The organism is Phenylobacterium sp. (assembly GCF_013822795.1).
Classification (GTDB): Bacteria; Pseudomonadota; Alphaproteobacteria; order Caulobacterales; family Caulobacteraceae; genus Phenylobacterium.
Genome location: NZ_PNLB01000018.1, coordinates 69745 through 85783, shown reverse-complemented (window position 1 = coordinate 85783; position 16039 = coordinate 69745). Strand labels below are relative to the sequence as shown.

Genomic DNA, 16039 nt, shown 5'->3' with positions numbered 1-16039 from the left:
ATTTAACAAAGAAAAGTATCTGAGATTCACGGCTCATTAGCCCCGGGGCGACTAAAGCGCTGCTCGACCCGCGAGAGCTCCCTTCGATGACCGCCATCCTGCTCGACCTGATCCAGTCGATCGCGCCGATCGCGCCCGAGACCCTGGGCCAGGACGTCTATGACCGGTTTCAGGCCGAGCCGGACACCATGGCCATCGCGGTCGTGGACGAGGAGGGCCGTCCCGTCGGCCTGGTCGAGCGCAACGCCTTCTTCGTGGCCATGGCCGCCCACTATGGCCGCGCGCTCTATGGCCTGCGGTCGATCTCGCTGCTGATGAACGCCGCGCCGCTGATCGCCGACGGCGACACGCCGGTGGCCGAGTTCTGCGGCGACGTGCTGGCCGACCGCTCCAGCGAGGTGATGAAGGGCTTCGTGGTGGTCAGCGGCGGCCGCTACGCCGGGGTCGGCTCGACGCTGGCCCTCTTGCAGGCCACCAGCGCCGCCAACCGCGCCCACGCCGAGGAGATGACCCGGCTGGCCGACACCCTCAACCGGGCCAAGCTGGAGGCGCAGAGCGCGCTCACCGCCAAGTCGCAGTTCCTGGCAGTGATGAGCCACGAGATCCGCACGCCGCTGAACGGGGTGCTGGCCATCGCCGACATCCTGCAGCGCCGCCTCGGCGACCAAGCGCTGAAGCCCTACGTGACCACCATCCAGGACTCCGGCCAGACCCTGCTGCGGCTGTTGACCGACGCCCTCGACTTCAGCCGCGCCGACGCCGGCCAGCTGGAGCTCGCCGAGGACAGCGTCCACCTGCCGGGCCTGCTGGACGACCTGTCGGCGCTGTGGACCGCGCGGGCCGAGCTCAAGGGCTTGAGCCTTTCCTTCCGCTACGAGGGCGCGCTCGACCAGTGGGCGCTCGGTGACGCTGTGCGCATCAAGCAGGTGTTCAACAACCTGATCGGCAATGCGCTGAAGTTCACCCGCCAGGGCGGCGTGCAGGTGACGCTGCGGGCGCGCCGCAGCGACGTGCATGTGCTGGTCGAGGGCGAGGTGCGCGACAGCGGCGTCGGCATTCCAGCCGACCGGCTCGGCGCGATCTTCCAGCCGTTCAGCCAGACCGAGGCCGGGGTGCGCGAGGGCGGCGCGGGCCTGGGCCTCTCGATCTGCCGCCAGTTGGTCGAGCAGATGGGCGGGACCATCGGCGTCGCGAGCGGCGAGGCCGGCACGGCGTTCGGCTTCGAGTTTCCACTGTTCGATCTGCCGGCCCCCAGCGAGGCCGAAATCGCCGCCGAACCCGACCTCAGCCAGGGGCCCGGCGGCCTGCACGTGCTGATCGCCGACGACAACGCCACCAATCGGCTGGTGGCCGAAACCTTGTGCGACATGTTCGGCTGCACCAGCGAAAGCGTCGAGGACGGCGAGCAGGCGGCCAGCGCGGCGGCGACCGGGCGCTTCGACCTGGTGCTGATGGACATCAAGATGCCCAACCTCGACGGCGTCGGCGCCACGCGGCGCATCCGCGGCCTGGCCGGCGCGGCCGCGCAGGTGCCGATCCTGGCCATCACCGCCAACGCCGATCCCTGGGACGCGGCCAGCTACCTGGCCCAGGGCATGGACGGGGTGGTCGAAAAGCCGATCAAGGCCGAGCGGCTGCTCAGCGCCATCAATGGCCTGTTCATCGAGGACGCCGCGTCAGTCGCCGCTTGACCCTCACGCTGCGGGATAGCTGCCTGTCCGCGCCGTAACGGCAGAGGACATGATGAGCGTCTACACCGTCAGTGAACTGGCCGCTCTCTCGCGCGTGTCGGTGCGCACCTTGCACCACTACGACGAGATCGGGCTGCTGAAGCCGGCTTTGGTCGGAGAGAACGGCTATCGCTACTACGGCGAGGCCGAACTTCTGCGGCTGCAGCAGATCCTGTTTCACCGCGAACTGGGGCTGCGGCTGGAGGACATCCGCCGCGCCCTCGACGCCCCGGACTTCGACCTGAAGGCCGCCCTGCGCGCGCACCGTGCGCATCTGGCGGCGCAGGCGAAGCGCTACCGGGCCCTGGTGCGGACGCTCGACCAGACCCTCGCCGCCCTCGAAGGAGAGACGGAGATGGACGGATCCCAGATGTATCGCGGCTTCTCGCCCGAGAAACAGGCGCAGTACGAGACCTGGCTCGAAGACCGGTTCGGCGCGGCGGCTAGGCCGGAGATCGAGGCTTCAAAGGCGCGGATGGCGGCGATGAGCCCTGCCGACTACGACGACTTTCTCGCCGAGCTCGAAGCGGTGGAGGCGGCGCTGGCCAAGGCGATGGCCGACGGCCTGCCGGCTGACGGCGAGGCCGTGTCGCCGCTGGTCGCGCGGCACCATGCCTGGGTGGCGGGCGCCTGGAAGCGCACGCCCGACGGCCCGGCCTACCGCACGCTGGCGGACATGTATGCTGACCATCCCGACTTCCGGGCCAGGTACGAAGGCCGGGCGTCGGGGTTCGCCGACTACCTGGTCGCGGCCATGCGGGCCTTCGCCGAATCTCGCTTGAGCTGAGGTTGCCTGCGCCGTCGGCATGGGCGAGGGTCCAGCCGACGGCGAGGCGGAGGCGCGGATGGCGAGCTACAAGGCTCGGCTGACCAAGGACCTGGACGAGTGGATCGCGGCGGGCCTTGTCCCGGCGGCGCATCGCGGCGCGATCCTGGACAGGGTGTCGGATGGCCGGCGGATCGACGCCTCGGCCGCGCTGGCGGTGATCGGCGGGCTGTTGCTCGGCGCTGCCGCCATCGCCTTCGTGGCCGCCAACTGGGGCGCGATCCCGCGGCTGCCGCGGTTCGGGCTGATCGTCGGGCTGTTCCTGGCGATGGCCGGCGGCGGGGCCTGGGCCGCGCGGTCCGGACGTCCGTTGCTGAGCAACACCCTGCTGGCGGTGGCGGCCCTGGTCTACGCCGCGGCCATCGGCCTGACCGGGCAGATCTTCGACATCGCCGGCGATCCGCAGCGCGCCTTGCGCAGCGCCGGTCTGGCCGCGGCCCTGCTGACGATCGCCGGGCGCTCCAGCGCCGCCGGCGTGGTCGCGCTGGCGCTGTTCGGCTTCGGCGAATTCGCCGGCCGCTTCGACGGCGGCGAGAGCCGCTGGCTGATCTTCGCCGCGCCGGTCGGCATGGGCCTGGCCTGGCTGTGGAACTCCAAGCCGCTGGCCCACGCCTCGGCCCTGGCGCTGATCGTCGGGCTGGTGGCGGCGATCGCGCAGTTCGAGCGCTGGGGCGCGACGAGCCTGCTGGCGAGCGCCGCCGTGCTGGCGCTGCTGGCGGGGGGCGCGCGGCAACTGGGCGAGCGGCGCACGGCGCTGATCTTTCTCCTGTGGTTCGTTTGGGGCGCGCTGGTGTTCTACGGCGTCGCCGGCTTCGACGAATTCAAGGGCGGCGCGTTGATCGCCCATCGCGCGGCCTGGCTGATCCTTTCGGGCGGCGTCATCGCGCTGGGCATGCACGACCGCCAGGGCATGGTCACGGCGGCCGGAGTGGTCTCGATGATCGCCGCGGTCTGCACCATTCTGTTCGATCTGGGGCTCGGCTTGATGACCGCGGCCGGTCTGTTCGCGGTCTGCGCCCTGATCGCGCTGATCGCCGGCGGCCTGACCCGGCGGAGGATCAAGGCATGATCGCCAACCTGCCTCTGCGCATCGCCGCCGCCGCCGCCGTCCTGGTTCTGCTGCTGGTCGGGGTGGTGCTGCGCGAGAACGGCGCGCGCGCCGCCGGCCGCGAGGTGCTGCTGCCGATGGAGGCCGTCGACCCGCGCGACCTGCTGACCGGCCACTATGTCGCCCTGCGCCTTTCCCAGCAGCTGGCGCTTGGCCAGCCGTGCCCGCGCGAGCGCTCGACGTTCGAGGAGGGCGGCTGGATCGGCCTGAAGCCGCAGGCCGGCCACTATCGCTTCATCGGCGTCGGGGCGACCCGCCAGGCCGCTCTGGCTGGCGGCGCGGAGCTGGCGGTGCGCGGCGGGGTCTATTGCTCGCGGACGGCGTTCGGGAACGCCGAGGCCGACGTGGTCACGCTGGACATCGGCGTCGACCGCTTCCACGCCGACCAGGACGAGGCGCAGGCCATCGAGAAGGCGATGCGCGAGCGTCGGCAGGGCGAGGCCCCGGCCTTCGCCGTGGTGTCGGTGGGGGATGACGGCCGTGCGCGGTTGAAGGGCGTGATCGTCGGCGGCAAGCGCACCGATCTGGCTTGGTGGTGAGGCGCTAGCGCCGCCCGAACAGCCGCTCGATGTCGGCCAGCTTCAGTTCCACATAGGTCGGGCGGCCGTGGTTGCATTGGCCCGAGTGGGGCGTGGCTTCCATCTGGCGCAGCAGGGCGTTCATCTCCGGCGCGGTCAGCCGCCGGCCGGCGCGGACCGAGCCGTGGCAGGCCATGGTGCCGCAGACCTCGGCCAGTCTTTCCTTGAGAGCGAGCGCCTGGCCGTTCTCCGACAGGTCGTCGGCGATGTCGCGGATCAAGCCCGAGACGTCGGTCTCGCCGAGCAGGGCCGGGGTTTCGCGAACCAGCACGGCGCCAGGACCGAAGGACTCGACCACCAGGCCGAGGGCCTCCAGTTCGTCGGCGCGGGCGACGACGCGCTCGGCTTCCGCGGGATCCAGCTCGACCACCTCAGGCAGCAGCAGCACCTGGCGCGACACGCCGCCGCCGTCCATCTGCACCTTCATCTGCTCATAGACGAGACGCTCGTGGGCGGCGTGCTGGTCGACGATCACCACCCCGTCGCGGGTCTGGGCGACGATGTAGGTCTCGTGCACCTGGGCGCGGGCGGCGCCGAGCGGGAAGTCGACCGGATCGAACACCACCGACGGCGTGGGCGCCTCGTTCAGGCCGGGCGCATAGGCCTGCGGCGCAGGCGACCATTCCGGGGCTGGTTCGGCGCGGGCCGAGACGTCGGTCAGGCCGGGGATAGCCGCAGCGATGGCCGGGGCCCAGCCGCCCGCCTGCCAGGCCGAGAAGCCCTGGGCCGAGGGTTGCGGCGGCGGATAGCTGGGCTGCGGCGACCAGCCGGGGCGCAGGTTTGAAAGCGTGTCGCTGGCGACGGTGGTCGCGGCGCGGTGACCGGCGCCGGCGAGGGCGTGGCGCAGCCCGCCGACGATCAGGCCGCGGACCAGGGCCGGATCGCGGAAGCGCACCTCGGCCTTGGCCGGATGGACGTTGACGTCGACCAGCGACGGATCGAGGTCGAGATAGAGCGCCACCAGCGGATGACGGTCGCGGGCCAGGAAGTCGGCATAGGCGCCGCGCAGCGCGCCCTGCAGCAGCCGGTCGCGGACAGGGCGGCCGTTCACGAACAGGTACTGGTGGGCGCTGTTGCCGCGGTTGAAGGTCGGCAGGCCCGCAAAGCCGGTCAGCCGCACGCCCTCGCGCTCGTGGTCGATCTCCAGGGCGTTGTCCGAGAACTCGCGGCCCATGATCGAGGACAGCCGCGCCAGCCGCCCGTCCGGGCCCTTGCTCTCGGCCGGCAGCCGCAGGGTGCGGCGCCCGTCGAGGTCGAGCGCGAACGAGACCGCCTCGTGCGCCATGGCCTGGCGCTTGATCTCGTCGGCGATGGCCAGCGCTTCCGAGCGCTCGGACTTCATGAACTTCAGGCGCGCCGGGGTGGCGTAGAAGAGGTCGCGCACCTCGACCCGCGCCCCGTGCGGGCCGGGGAAGCCCGAGGGCGCCACCGCCCCGACCTGGCCGCCCTCGACCAGGATGGCGTGGGCGTCGGCCAGCCCCTTGGCGCGCGAGGAGATCGACAGCCGCGCGACGGAGCCGATCGAGGGCAGGGCCTCGCCGCGGAAGCCCAGGGTGTGGATGTGCAGCAGGTCGTAGTCGCCGGCGTCGTCAGGGGCGAGCTTGGAGGTCGCGTGCCGCTCGATGGCCAGGGCCAGCTCATCGGCCGAGAGGCCGCAGCCGTCGTCGGCGACCAGGATGCGGGTCAGCCCGCCGCCGTCGGCCTGCACCTCGATGGAACGCGAACCGGCGTCCAGTGCGTTCTCCACCAGTTCCTTGATGGCGCTCGCAGGGCGCTCGACCACCTCGCCGGCGGCGATGCGGTTCACGGTTTCAGGCGGAAGGCGGCGGATGGGCATGGTCACGCTTCGGTTAGCTCGTCACTATATGGCGATTCCGGGGGGCAAGTCTGGAAGGTGGTCCATGAAACCGACCCTCGGCGTGGCGCTGGCCGCCGTTATTCTCGCATCTCCCGTCTCGGCCCAGGTGCCGCTGGTCCCGGTTGCGCCGTTGCCGGCCGGGGTGGTCGATCCGAACGAGACCTTGGTCGAGGAACTGGTGGTCACCGCGCGGCTGCCCGGACCGGCCTGGTGGCGGGTCTCGAATGGAGCATCCACCGTCTACGTGCTCGGCGCCCCGACCGTGGCGCCCAAGCGCCAGCAATGGGACCGTCTGCAGTTCGATCGCCATCTGGAAGGCGCCAATGCGGTGATCCTGCCGTTCACAGGGCTGAAGGTGAAGCTGGCCGGCGCGCCGGGTGCGGCGATCAGCTACCTGCGGCTGAAGTCGGGCAAGCCGTTCGAGGACAGCCTCGATCCAGGCGAGCGGGCGCGGTTTGCGGCGGTCCGCACCAAGCTCGGCCAACCGGCCGATCACTACAAGACCAAGCATCCGCTGGCCGCGGCCCTGATGCTGACCGACGACTATCGCGAGAAGGAAAACCTCACCACCGCCGACCCGACCAAGCTGATCAAGCTGCTGGCCCAGCGGGACGGCGTGAAGGTCGTGCAGCGTTCCTATGACCTCGGCCCGCTGCTTGGTGCGGTGATCCGCACCTCGCCGGCGGCCGGCGAGGCGTGCCTGGACGAGGTGATGGGCGAGATCGAGGCCGGGCCCGGCCGCACCCTTGCGGCCTCACGCGCCTGGGCCGACGGCGACGTGGCCGGCGCGCTGGGCGCCGAGCGCAGCTACGAGCGGTGCATCGCCGTCACGCCGGGCGCGCAGGCGTTCGACGCCCGGGTGAAGAAGGATCTGGCCAAGGATATCGAGACGGCGCTGAAGACGCCCGGCCACGCCATCGCGGTTGCTCCGCTGCGCACCTTGCTGGCGCAAGGCGGCGTCCTCGATCAGCTTCGCGCCAAGGGCTACGACGTCAAGACGCCGGGCGATACGGAGGCGGCGGACTAACCCGATGCTCCCCTTCGGGGCAGCTGTCAGCCGAATGGCTGACTGAGGGGGACTTTAACTCGATTGAAGAGCGGTCCCCCTCCGTCTCGGCGCTTTGCGCCGAGCCACCTCCCCCAGAGGGGGAGGATCTAAAAGCTCTTACAGGCCCGGCAGCTTGATGCGGGTCTGCTTCTCGCGGGAGATCACGACGGGGGCGCCGCCGGTCAGGCCCTTGACCTTGGCTTCTTCCGCGGCCGGGTCGACCGGGGCCGGGACGTTGTCGCCGGCCGCAGCCACGACCGCCGCGCTGTTCGCCGGCTCGCCCGGCTTCCAGAACATCACCTTGTCGGCGAACGACTTGTCCTTGTGGGCCAGGGCCCCGGTTTCGTCGTCGACGACGTAGCGGATCAGCGGGTCGGCCTTGTCGGCGCCGGCCTTGGCGACCAGCAGCTTTTCGCCGTCCGAGCGGGCCTGGGCTTCGCGCGAGCCGAGCAGGGCGTTGCGCGCAGCGCTTTCCGGCTGCAGTTCCTGCGGACGCGGTTCGCCGGGCGCCGGCGGGCGCAGGGCGTATTCGGGCGGAACCACCAGCGGGGCCTTCGACACCACGCGGAACTCGTCAGGGGTGACCTTGGTCATGCCCAGGGCGTTGCGGGTGGAATTGCAGCCCGCGAGGCCAAGGCCGGTCGCCGCGACGAGGGCGGACGCGACGAGCACACGGTTCAGACGCATCAACTTTGAGTCTCCGAAAGCCGCCCCCCGGCGGTGAAGGGTGGGTAAATAGCGCATACGGGCATACCCGCCAACGCGATTAAGCAGCCGATTCCTTACGCAGGGAATCGAGCAACAAGAAGACGACGCCGATGGTGATGGCGCTGTCGGCGACATTGAACACCCAGGGGAAGAACCCGAGGCGCTGAAAATCCAGAAAGTCGACCACCGCGCCGAAGCGGATGCGGTCGATGGCGTTGCCGATCGCGCCGCCGATGACCAGGCCCAGGCCTACGGCCAGCAAGGGGCGGTGCGCCTTGCGGACCCAGATCGCCAGCGCGATGGCGACCCCGATCGAGAAGATCGTCAGCAGCCAGCGCACCAGGTCGGCGTCGGCGCGGAACAGCCCGAAGCTGACCCCACGGTTCCAGACCATGGTCAGCGAGAACGGTCCGGCGATCGGCGTCGAGAACCGCGCGGGCAGGTCGTAGACGTAGAGGATCCAGTACTTCGACAGCTGGTCGGCCACGATCACGAAGGCGGCCAGCCCGTAGGCCGCCAGGCCGAGTTTGGAGATGGACTTCAAGAGTGCTCCCATTTTCCGGTCGCCCCGCCGGAGCGACCGGAACTGTGGTTTATCCTGCGGCCAGGCTCAAGCCCGCGCAGCGTCCCAGGCGGCGACCGCGTCGGCGTCACGCAGGGAAAGGTCCGGATAGCGCGGGTCGGAGCCGACTTCCGGCAGGATCCGCCACGAGCGGGCGCACTTGGCCCCCTGCGCCTTCAGCGGCTCGACGGCGACGCCGGGAACCTCGGTCAGGCGGAAGGCGCCGGCCGGGCCCTCGCCAGCGACCAGGGTCGCCTGACTGGTGCGGAACACCTCGGCGGCGTCCAGACCCTCGAAAGCGGCCAGCAGGCCGGCGTCGGCGACGTGAACCACCGGGGCGGCCTCGAGCGCCGCGCCCATGCGCTTCTCGCGACGCTCGACCTCCAGCGCGCCGGTGACCACCGAGGTCACCTGCTGCACCTTGGCCCAGCGCGCCGCCTCGGCGTCGTTGCGCCATTCGGCCGGCGTCTCCGGGATTTGCCGCAGGCAGTTGGAGTGGGTGTCCGGGTAGCGGGTGGTCCAGGCCTCTTCGGTGGTGAAGGGCATCAGCGGGGCCAGCCAGGCGGTCAGCCGCTCGAACACCGCGTCCATCACCGTGCGCGCGGCGCGGCGGCGCACGGCGTCGGGCCGGTCGCAGTAGAGGCTGTCGCGGCGGATGTCGAAGAACAGCGAGGAGAGCTCGTTCTGGCAGAACTCGATGATCGGCCGGATCACGTCCTGGAAGACGTAGCCCTCGTAGCCGGCGCGCACCTGGGCGTCCAACTCCCACAGGCGGTGCAGGATGAAGCGCTCCAGCGGCGGCATCTGCTCCAGCTCGACCGCCTCGTCCGGCGAGTAGTCGGCCAGGGCGCCCAGCATGTAGCGGACCGTGTTGCGCAGCTTGCGATAGGCGTCGGCGGTGGTCTGCAGCACCGTCTTGCCGATGCGGCTGTCGTCCGAATAGTCGATCATCGCCGCCCACAGGCGGATGATCTCGGCCCCGGACTCGCGGATCACCGCCTGCGGGTCGACCACGTTGCCCTTGGACTTCGACATCTTCTCGCCGTTCTCATCCATGGTGAAACCGTGGGTGAGGATAGCGTCGTACGGCGCGCGGCCGCGGGTGCCCGAGCTTTCCAGCAGCGAGGACTGGAACCAGCCGCGGTGCTGGTCGGAGCCCTCGAGATAGAGGTCCGCCGGCCACTTGGTGTGCTCGCGGTTCTCCAGCGTGAAGGCGTGAGTCGAGCCGGAGTCGAACCAGACGTCGAGGATGTCGTCGATCTTCTCGTAGCGGTCCGGATCGTGGCTGCCGAGGAAGTCGGTGACCGGGCGGTTGAACCAGGCGTCGGCGCCCTCGGCCGCGATCGCCGCGATGATGCGGGCGTCGACCTCGGGATCGTGCAGCGGCTGGTTCGTCTCCTTGTCGACGAACATGGCCAGCGGCGCGCCCCAGGCGCGCTGGCGGCTGATCAGCCAGTCGGGACGGGTTTCGACCATCGCGCGGATGCGGTTCTTGCCGCCGGCCGGATAGAAGGCCGTGGCCTCGATGGCCTCCAGCGCGGTCTCGCGCAGGGTGCGGCCGCCGAGCTGCGGGGTGTCCACCGGCTCGTCCATGCGGATGAACCACTGCGGGGTGTTGCGGAAGATCACCGGGGCCTTGGAGCGCCACGAGTGCGGATACGAGTGCTCCATCCGCCCACGGGCCAGCAGGCCGCCGGCCTCGATCAGCTTGTCCATCACCGCGCCGTTGGCCGGGCCGAACTTGCCGGCCTTCTTGCCCTCGGTTTCCAGCACCTTCAGGCCCGCGAACAGCGGTACATGCGGATAGTAGGCGCCGTCCGGATCGACGGTGTCGGGGATGTCGCGATGGCCGTGGGCCAGCCACACCAGGTAGTCGTCGGCGCCGTGGCCCGGCGCGGTGTGCACGAAGCCGGTGCCGGCGTCGTCGGTGACGTGGTCCCCGTCGAGCAGCGGCACCTGGAACGCGTAGTGGGCGTCTAGCGCGTGCAGCGGGTGTTCGCAGACCATGCCCTGGCAGTCGACCGCCTCGATCCGGCGCCAGCTGGCGATCTTGGCGGCCTTGAACACGTCTTCGGCCAGCTTCTCGGCCACGATCAGCTTGTCGCCGGCCTTGGCCCAGGGCTCGAACTCCAGGCCCTCTTCCATGGCCTCGACCTGGTAGACGGCGTAGTCGACCGAGTCCGAATAGCTGATCGCCCGGTTGGCCGGGATGGTCCACGGCGTGGTGGTCCAGATCACCACGCTGGCCCCGCGGGCCGCGTCGCTGCCTTCGACCACGGGGAACTTCACCCAGATCGTCGGCGAGACGTGGTCATGGTACTCGACCTCGGCGTCGGCCAGGGCGGTGCGCTCGACCGGGCTCCACATCACCGGCTTGGAGCCGCGATAGAGCTGGCCGCTGGCCACGAACTTGTGGAACTCGGCCACGATCGCGGCCTCGCTCGAATAGTCCATGGTCGCGTAGCGGTTTTCCCAGTCGCCGATCACGCCCAGACGCTTGAAGCCGTCGCGCTGCACGTCGATCCAGTGGGCGGCGTACTCGCGGCAGCGGGCGCGGAACTCGGCCTTGGAGACCTCGTCCTTGCGGCGGCCCTTTTCCTTCAGTTCCTTCTCGATCTGCCACTCGATGGGCAGGCCGTGGCAGTCCCAGCCCGGCACGTAGTCGACGTCGTAGCCGAGCAGGAAGCGCGAGCGGACCACGAAGTCCTTCAGGGTCTTCTGCAGGGCGTGGCCGATGTGGATGGCGCCGTTGGCGTAGGGCGGACCGTCGTGCAGCACGAACAGCGGCGCGCCGGCGCGCTGCCGCTCGGCGCGGATGGTGTTGTAGAGGTCGGCCTTCGCCCAGCGGGCGAGGATTTCCGGCTCCTTCTGCGGCAGGCCCGCGCGCATCGGGAACGGGGTTTCCGGGAGGAAGACGGTTTCGCGATAGTCGCGCGAAGGCATTTCGGCGTCGTCGGCCATGGGACTTTCCAGCTTGGCTCGGAGCTTGAGGACTTTAAGCGGGTGGAACCCGGCGCGCGCTGGAGCGATCGTCCGGCGGCGTCACGCCGGGCGAATAATTCGCGAGGTTTTCCGAACCGAAGTCATGTCCCGGGGCTGTAGCAGAGGGCGCCGATGGGCGCGAGCCCCTTTGCCGGTCGCGGCGGCGGCGTCTCCGGAATTTGACATCGCCTCTCCGGCCGGTCAGGATCGGATCAGGATGTGTATTTGCATGAACATGCCGCGCCGAGCGCACCATGCGGGACGCCTAGTCGAAGGAGACTAGCCCCGAGCTCATAGCGGCTGCACGCCGCGAGTTCGGGGATGCTTTCATCCAAAATCCTGATCACTGGTCTTCGAGCCGCGGCCTGACGCCACGGGGAGCATCGTGACATGCCAAAACCTCCGCTGCCGCCCGCAGATACTGCGGGTGTTCTTTCCCGTGCGCCCAATACTGAGCCGCCCGAGCCGAAGGTGATCGCCTTTCCGCGGCGGCCTGGGACTGCGGCGCGCCCTGATCCCGACGACGACCCGCCGCCCAGCGCGGCCTGACGAACCCAAGAGAGGAGCCATCCCATGGCCGCCAAAATGAAGGCCCGCCCCAAGGTGCGGGTCACCGAAGCCGACTTCGAAAAGCTCGCCGCCATCGGCTCGGCGTCGCGCTCGCCAATGCCGGGCGCCAGCATCCTGCTGGAAGAGCTCGAGCGTTTCTCGATCGTGCCGAACACCGACCGCCGCTCGAAGTTCGTGCGGCTGGGCTCGAAGGTCACCTATCGCGACCTGATCCTGAAGCGAGACCGCACCGTGCGGGTCGGCCTGCCGGGCGAGGCGGACGTGGACGAGAACCGCATCTCGGTGCTGGCGCCGGTCGGTGCGGCGCTGATCGGCCTGTCGGTCGGCGACGTCTTCCGCTGGGAGGCCCCCGACGCGCGCCTGCGCGAGATCGAGGTGCTGTCGATCGAGGACTAGAAGTCCGGCAGCAGCAGGGCGCGGGCCTGGGCGGCGTCGGCGTGGATCTGTTCGACCATGGCCTCCATGCTGTCGAACTTCTCTTCCGGACGCAGATAGGCGACCAGGTCGGTCTCGATGACCTGGTCGTAGAGGTCCTCGTCGAAGTCGAACAGCCAGACTTCCAGCCGCGGGGCGATCTCGCCCGGCACGGTCGGATTGACGCCGATGTTGGCGACGCCGGCGATTTCGCGCCCGTCCGGCAGCCGCGTGCGGGTGGCGTAGACGCCGAGCCTGGGGATCACATAGTCGGTCAGCGCGACATTGGCGGTCGGAAACCCGATCGTGCGGCCCAGCTTTCGGCCGTGCTCGACCACGCCCTCGATGGCGAACGGCCGGCCCAGGATCGCTGCGGCGTCCTGCGGTCGGCCCTCGCGCAGCGCCGTGCGCACGCCCGTGGACGAGAACTTCGCCGCGCCGTCGCCCAGCGCCTCGGCCACCGAGACCGAGAAGCCCAGTTCGCGGCCATAGGCGGCCATCAGCTCAGGGCTGCCGGTGCGGCCCTTGCCGAACGAAACGTCGAAGCCGACCGCCACGTGGCGCACGCCCAGGCCTTCGGCCAGCACCTGGGTCGCGAATTCGCGGTCGGTCAGGTTGGCCATCTCGTGGTCGAACGGCAGCACATAGAAGACGTCGACGCCCAGCGCCGCTAGCGCGCGGGCCTGCTGATCGGTGTCCATGATCCGGAAGGCCGGGGCGTTCGGCTGGAAGATCTGGCGGGGATGCGGCTCGAAGCTGATCACCCCCAGCGGCGCCTTCAGCGCCTGGGCGGCCTTGGCGGCCTGCGCGATCACGCGCTGGTGGCCGCGGTGTACGCCGTCGAAGTTGCCGTACGCGACAGCCGCGCCCTTGTCGGCGGCCTCGAGCCCTTTCCAGCCGTGGACGATCCGCATGACCTCAGGCGTCCTTCGGCCGGCGCGGCGCCACGACCACGGCCTCGCCATCGACCACCGTCTTGCCGTCCACCTGGCAGAGCGTGGTCAGGGTGACGTATCCCCGCCGCTCGTCCAGGGCCTGGACGGTCACCCGGGTGACGACCGGATCGCCGATCTTCACCGGCCGGCGGAAGCGCAGCGACTGGGTCAGGTAGATCGCGCCAGGGCCCGGAAGCTTGGTGCCCAGCACCGCCGAGATATAGGCCGCCGACAGCATGCCGTGGGCGATCCGCCCCTGGAACGGGGTGGTGAGGGCGTAGGCCTCGTCCAGGTGGACCGGGTTGGTGTCGCCCGACACGGCCGCGAACGCCTCGACATCGGCGGCGCCGACGATCTTGGTCGTCTCGGCGCTCTGACCGACGCTCAAGTCCTCGAAATAAAGCCCCTGCACGCGCGCGCTCCCTCTCCGGCCTCTAGTTAGCGGCTTTTGCTCACCACGCCAGGTCGGCGATGGCGTAGGTCGCGCGGGCGCCATCCTTCGCCAGTAGCGTCTCGACCGCCTGGGCGTCGACGCCGTCCGGTCCGATGGTCTCGGCGCCGTGGATGCCGCTGGCGACGAACAGCACGTCCAGGCCCTGGTCGTTGGCGCCCTTGGCGTCGGTGGCGACGGCGTCGCCGATGCACAGCACCCGCGCGCGGTCCAGCGGGCGGCCCAGCAGCATCTGCGCCTCGGTCAGGCATAGGTCGTAGATCGGCGCATGCGGCTTGCCGGCCATGATCACCTCGCCGCCCATCTGCTCGTAGCGTTGGGCCAGCGCTCCGCCGCAATAGATCAGGCGGTCGCCCTTCTGGACGACGATGTCGGGATTGGCGCAGATCATCGGCAGCTTGCGGGCCAGGGCGATCTTGAAGCGCTCCTCGTAGTCGTCCGGACCCTCGACGTCGTCGTCGTAGGGGCCGGTGCACGAGATGAAGGCGGCGTCCTCTGGGCCGGCGAAGGCCAGGTCGAGGCCTTCGTACAGGGTCGAGTCCTTCTCCGGGCCGATGGCCCAGGCCGGCCCCGGCGCGCGGCCGCTGAGCAGGATGCGGGTCGCATCGCCTGAGGAAATGAAGGCCGACCACGCCTCGCGCGGCACGCCCAGCTGGTCGAGCTGGGAATGGACGGCGCTGGAGGGGCGCGGCGCATTGGAGATCAGGATCACCGGGCCGCGCTCGGCCCGCCAGCGGGCGAGCGCGGCGCAGGCCTCGCGGAAGCTCTCGCGTCCGTTGTGGATTACGCCCCAGACATCGGAGAGCAGAACATCATAGCGGTCGGCGACGGCCGACAGGCCGGAGATCGGAACAGGCGCGGTCATGGCTTGCGGCGGTAACGGTCGCAGGCCCGCCGGTCAATGCGGCGCGTCAGATCCGGGTGGCGGCGACGTGCCGACGGGCGAGCACGCCAACCCCGCCGCGCGTGCGCAGCGGAGGCTCGCTGTGCGGGACCGGATCGGCGATCGGATCGTCGGCCTCGGCCAGGACCGCGTCGCGGATGGCGCGCGGCTCGCCGAACAGGTGCCCTTGGCCGTAGGCGATGTCGAGCTCGAGGATGTCGACGATCTGGCGCTCACTCTCGACCTTCTCAGCGACGATTTCCACACCGTAGCGACGGGTCAGGGAGGCGAAGTCCTGGGCCGCCAGATCGGGCAGCGAACGGAGGATCAGGCCCTCGTCGGTTTCGGCCAGTTCGTCCAGCAGGAACGGCGCGGCGATCTTGAGGAACTTCACGTCCGAGCGGGCCAGGTCCTGGAAGTCGATGTCGAGGTTGGTGACCTTGTCCAGCGAGAAGCGGAAGCCGAGGTCGGCCAGTTTGCCCATGTTGCGCGCCTCGACCGAGCCGCGGGCGTCGAACGCGGCCTGGCCCAGTTCGAAGATCAGCGCGCCCGACAGGTCGCGGTTGACGGCCAGCAGGTCCAGGAACTGCGGGAAGAAGCTCTCGTCCGCCAGGCTGGCGATCGAGATGTTGCAGAAGATGCCGACCTTGCGGTCCTGCTTGGCCAGGCGGCGCACGATCTGCACGCAACGGAACAGCAGCAGGTTGTCGATCGAGGTGACCAGCCCCTCGGGCTCTGCGACCGTCAGGTATTCGGCCGGCATCATCACCCGGCCGGTGGCGTCGCGCAGGCGCGAATAGCTTTCGTAGAAGACCGTCCGGCGCTGCGGCAAGCCGACGACCGGCTGCAGGTAGAGGTCGACGCGGTTCTCGGCCAGGGCCTCGCGCACGGTGTCGAGCAGGGCGGCCGACTGGTGGCGGCGCAGGTTCGGTTCTTGGCGCGGGTGATGGGCGCTGGCGCTGGCGCTGGCGCTGACGCGTTCTTCCAGGCGCTGACCCATGCGCTGGACCAGGTCCTCCAGCATGTGGACCTCGTCCTCGAGCGCCTCGGAGCGGCCAGCGTCATCGCTGACCGCGTCGGCGACCTCGGTCATGCGGGCGTCGACCTGCTCCATCTGCGAGAGCATGACGCGCTGCGCCTCGCGCACGGCGTCGAGTTCCTTGCGCAGCGCACGCATCTTCAGGGATTGGGCCACCAGGCCGTGGACGGCGAAGCAGAGGCCGAGGCCCCCGACCAGGGCTGCGACGCCTGACGCCCAGCCGCCCCCGTTCCGCCACAGCAGCAGGGCGACGATCAGCGCTAGACAGAGGTAGGTGGCCGAGAGCGCCACCGAGGTGAACTGTCGCATGAGCCCGCAGAATCCGAATCACTTGGATTATCGGATGC

General features: G+C 69.9%; 15 protein-coding genes. 6 read left to right on the top strand and 9 right to left on the bottom strand.

What is annotated here, in order from left to right; genetic code table 11:
* Positions 1 to 86 precede the first annotated feature (86 nt).
* Genes C0481_RS16340 through C0481_RS16325 form a run of 4 tightly spaced genes read left to right on the top strand, consistent with a single transcriptional unit; the run spans position 87 to position 4203 of the window.
* A complete protein-coding gene (locus tag C0481_RS16340; protein ID WP_293405712.1) occupies positions 87 to 1691 on the top strand; it encodes an ATP-binding protein in 1605 nt (534 codons plus the stop codon).
* A gap of 52 nt (positions 1692 to 1743) precedes the next feature.
* Positions 1744 to 2517 carry a MerR family transcriptional regulator gene (locus C0481_RS16335; protein WP_293405710.1) on the top strand — a complete coding sequence of 258 codons (774 nt, stop codon included), beginning with the start codon at positions 1744 to 1746 and terminating at the stop codon, positions 2515 to 2517.
* Between the two features lie 58 nt (positions 2518 to 2575).
* On the top strand, positions 2576 to 3625 hold the full coding sequence (locus C0481_RS16330) for a DUF2157 domain-containing protein (protein WP_293405708.1): 1050 nt from the start codon (positions 2576 to 2578) through the stop codon (positions 3623 to 3625).
* Positions 3622 to 4203, top strand: a complete 582-nt coding sequence (locus C0481_RS16325) for a GDYXXLXY domain-containing protein (RefSeq protein ID WP_293405706.1) — start codon at positions 3622 to 3624, stop codon at positions 4201 to 4203. Before C0481_RS16330 ends, C0481_RS16325 begins: the two co-directional genes overlap by 4 nt.
* Positions 4204 to 4207: 4 nt before the next feature.
* Here C0481_RS16325 and mutL read toward each other — a convergent pair whose 3' ends face one another.
* Positions 4208 to 6079 (bottom strand): DNA mismatch repair endonuclease MutL, encoded by a 1872-nt coding sequence (mutL, locus tag C0481_RS16320; protein WP_293405787.1) that lies wholly within the window; start codon positions 6077 to 6079, stop codon positions 4208 to 4210.
* 64 nt (positions 6080 to 6143) lie between these two features.
* Here mutL and C0481_RS16315 point away from each other — a divergent pair, with 64 nt between their 5' ends.
* Complete coding sequence (locus C0481_RS16315; protein ID WP_293405703.1) at positions 6144 to 7127, top strand: TraB/GumN family protein; 984 nt, start codon at positions 6144 to 6146, stop codon at positions 7125 to 7127.
* Positions 7128 to 7265: 138 nt separating this feature from the next.
* On the opposite strand, the gene C0481_RS16310 is transcribed toward C0481_RS16315, so the two are convergent.
* The 4 genes from C0481_RS16310 to C0481_RS16295 form a co-directional block, all read right to left on the bottom strand.
* Positions 7266 to 7835, bottom strand: coding sequence for a DUF3035 domain-containing protein (locus tag C0481_RS16310; RefSeq protein ID WP_293405701.1), 570 nt, complete (start codon positions 7833 to 7835; stop codon positions 7266 to 7268).
* Between the two features lie 79 nt (positions 7836 to 7914).
* The gene (lspA, locus tag C0481_RS16305; protein WP_293405699.1) at positions 7915 to 8412 is read right to left on the bottom strand and encodes a signal peptidase II; all 498 of its coding nucleotides are present in this window, start codon (positions 8410 to 8412) and stop codon (positions 7915 to 7917) included.
* Positions 8413 to 8466: 54 nt separating this feature from the next.
* Positions 8467 to 11379: an isoleucine--tRNA ligase gene (gene ileS, locus C0481_RS16300; protein WP_293405695.1), complete on the bottom strand. Its 2913-nt coding sequence runs from the start codon at positions 11377 to 11379 to the stop codon at positions 8467 to 8469.
* An 81-nt stretch (positions 11380 to 11460) separates the two neighbouring features.
* Positions 11461 to 11505 (bottom strand): hypothetical protein, encoded by a 45-nt coding sequence (locus C0481_RS16295; RefSeq protein WP_293405785.1) that lies wholly within the window; start codon positions 11503 to 11505, stop codon positions 11461 to 11463.
* A gap of 468 nt (positions 11506 to 11973) precedes the next feature.
* On the opposite strand from C0481_RS16295, the gene C0481_RS16290 reads away from it, so the two are divergent.
* Positions 11974 to 12366, top strand: a complete 393-nt coding sequence (locus C0481_RS16290) for a GreA/GreB family elongation factor (protein ID WP_293405693.1) — start codon at positions 11974 to 11976, stop codon at positions 12364 to 12366.
* Here C0481_RS16290 and C0481_RS16285 read toward each other — a convergent pair.
* The 4 genes from C0481_RS16285 to C0481_RS16270 are packed head-to-tail and all read right to left on the bottom strand — an operon-like array spanning position 12363 to position 16001.
* On the bottom strand, positions 12363 to 13298 hold the full coding sequence (locus C0481_RS16285) for a bifunctional riboflavin kinase/FAD synthetase (protein WP_293405691.1): 936 nt from the start codon (positions 13296 to 13298) through the stop codon (positions 12363 to 12365). The genes C0481_RS16290 and C0481_RS16285 overlap by 4 nt on opposite strands.
* A 4-nt stretch (positions 13299 to 13302) precedes the next feature.
* Entirely contained in the window at positions 13303 to 13731 is a 429-nt protein-coding gene (locus C0481_RS16280; protein ID WP_293405689.1) for a MaoC family dehydratase, read from the bottom strand.
* Between the two features lie 40 nt (positions 13732 to 13771).
* Complete coding sequence (locus C0481_RS16275; RefSeq protein WP_293405687.1) at positions 13772 to 14635, bottom strand: TIGR01459 family HAD-type hydrolase; 864 nt, start codon at positions 14633 to 14635, stop codon at positions 13772 to 13774.
* Between the two features lie 46 nt (positions 14636 to 14681).
* Positions 14682 to 16001: an EAL domain-containing protein gene (locus tag C0481_RS16270; protein ID WP_293405685.1), complete on the bottom strand. Its 1320-nt coding sequence runs from the start codon at positions 15999 to 16001 to the stop codon at positions 14682 to 14684.
* Positions 16002 to 16039: the final 38 nt, after the last annotated feature.

Coding starts and splice junctions, on each gene's coding strand:
- C0481_RS16335 (WP_293405710.1), top strand. CDS start 1,744: ATGAGCGTCTACACCGTCAGTGAACTGGCCGCTCTCTCGCGCGTGTCG.
- C0481_RS16330 (WP_293405708.1), top strand. CDS start 2,576: ATGGCGAGCTACAAGGCTCGGCTGACCAAGGACCTGGACGAGTGGATC.
- lspA (WP_293405699.1), bottom strand. CDS start 8,412: ATGGGAGCACTCTTGAAGTCCATCTCCAAACTCGGCCTGGCGGCCTAC.
- C0481_RS16285 (WP_293405691.1), bottom strand. CDS start 13,298: ATGCGGATCGTCCACGGCTGGAAAGGGCTCGAGGCCGCCGACAAGGGC.
- C0481_RS16325 (WP_293405706.1), top strand. CDS start 3,622: ATGATCGCCAACCTGCCTCTGCGCATCGCCGCCGCCGCCGCCGTCCTG.
- mutL (WP_293405787.1), bottom strand. CDS start 6,079: ATGCCCATCCGCCGCCTTCCGCCTGAAACCGTGAACCGCATCGCCGCC.
- C0481_RS16270 (WP_293405685.1), bottom strand. CDS start 16,001: ATGCGACAGTTCACCTCGGTGGCGCTCTCGGCCACCTACCTCTGTCTA.
- C0481_RS16340 (WP_293405712.1), top strand. CDS start 87: ATGACCGCCATCCTGCTCGACCTGATCCAGTCGATCGCGCCGATCGCG.
- C0481_RS16275 (WP_293405687.1), bottom strand. CDS start 14,635: ATGACCGCGCCTGTTCCGATCTCCGGCCTGTCGGCCGTCGCCGACCGC.
- C0481_RS16310 (WP_293405701.1), bottom strand. CDS start 7,835: ATGCGTCTGAACCGTGTGCTCGTCGCGTCCGCCCTCGTCGCGGCGACC.
- C0481_RS16315 (WP_293405703.1), top strand. CDS start 6,144: ATGAAACCGACCCTCGGCGTGGCGCTGGCCGCCGTTATTCTCGCATCT.
- ileS (WP_293405695.1), bottom strand. CDS start 11,379: ATGGCCGACGACGCCGAAATGCCTTCGCGCGACTATCGCGAAACCGTC.
- C0481_RS16290 (WP_293405693.1), top strand. CDS start 11,974: ATGGCCGCCAAAATGAAGGCCCGCCCCAAGGTGCGGGTCACCGAAGCC.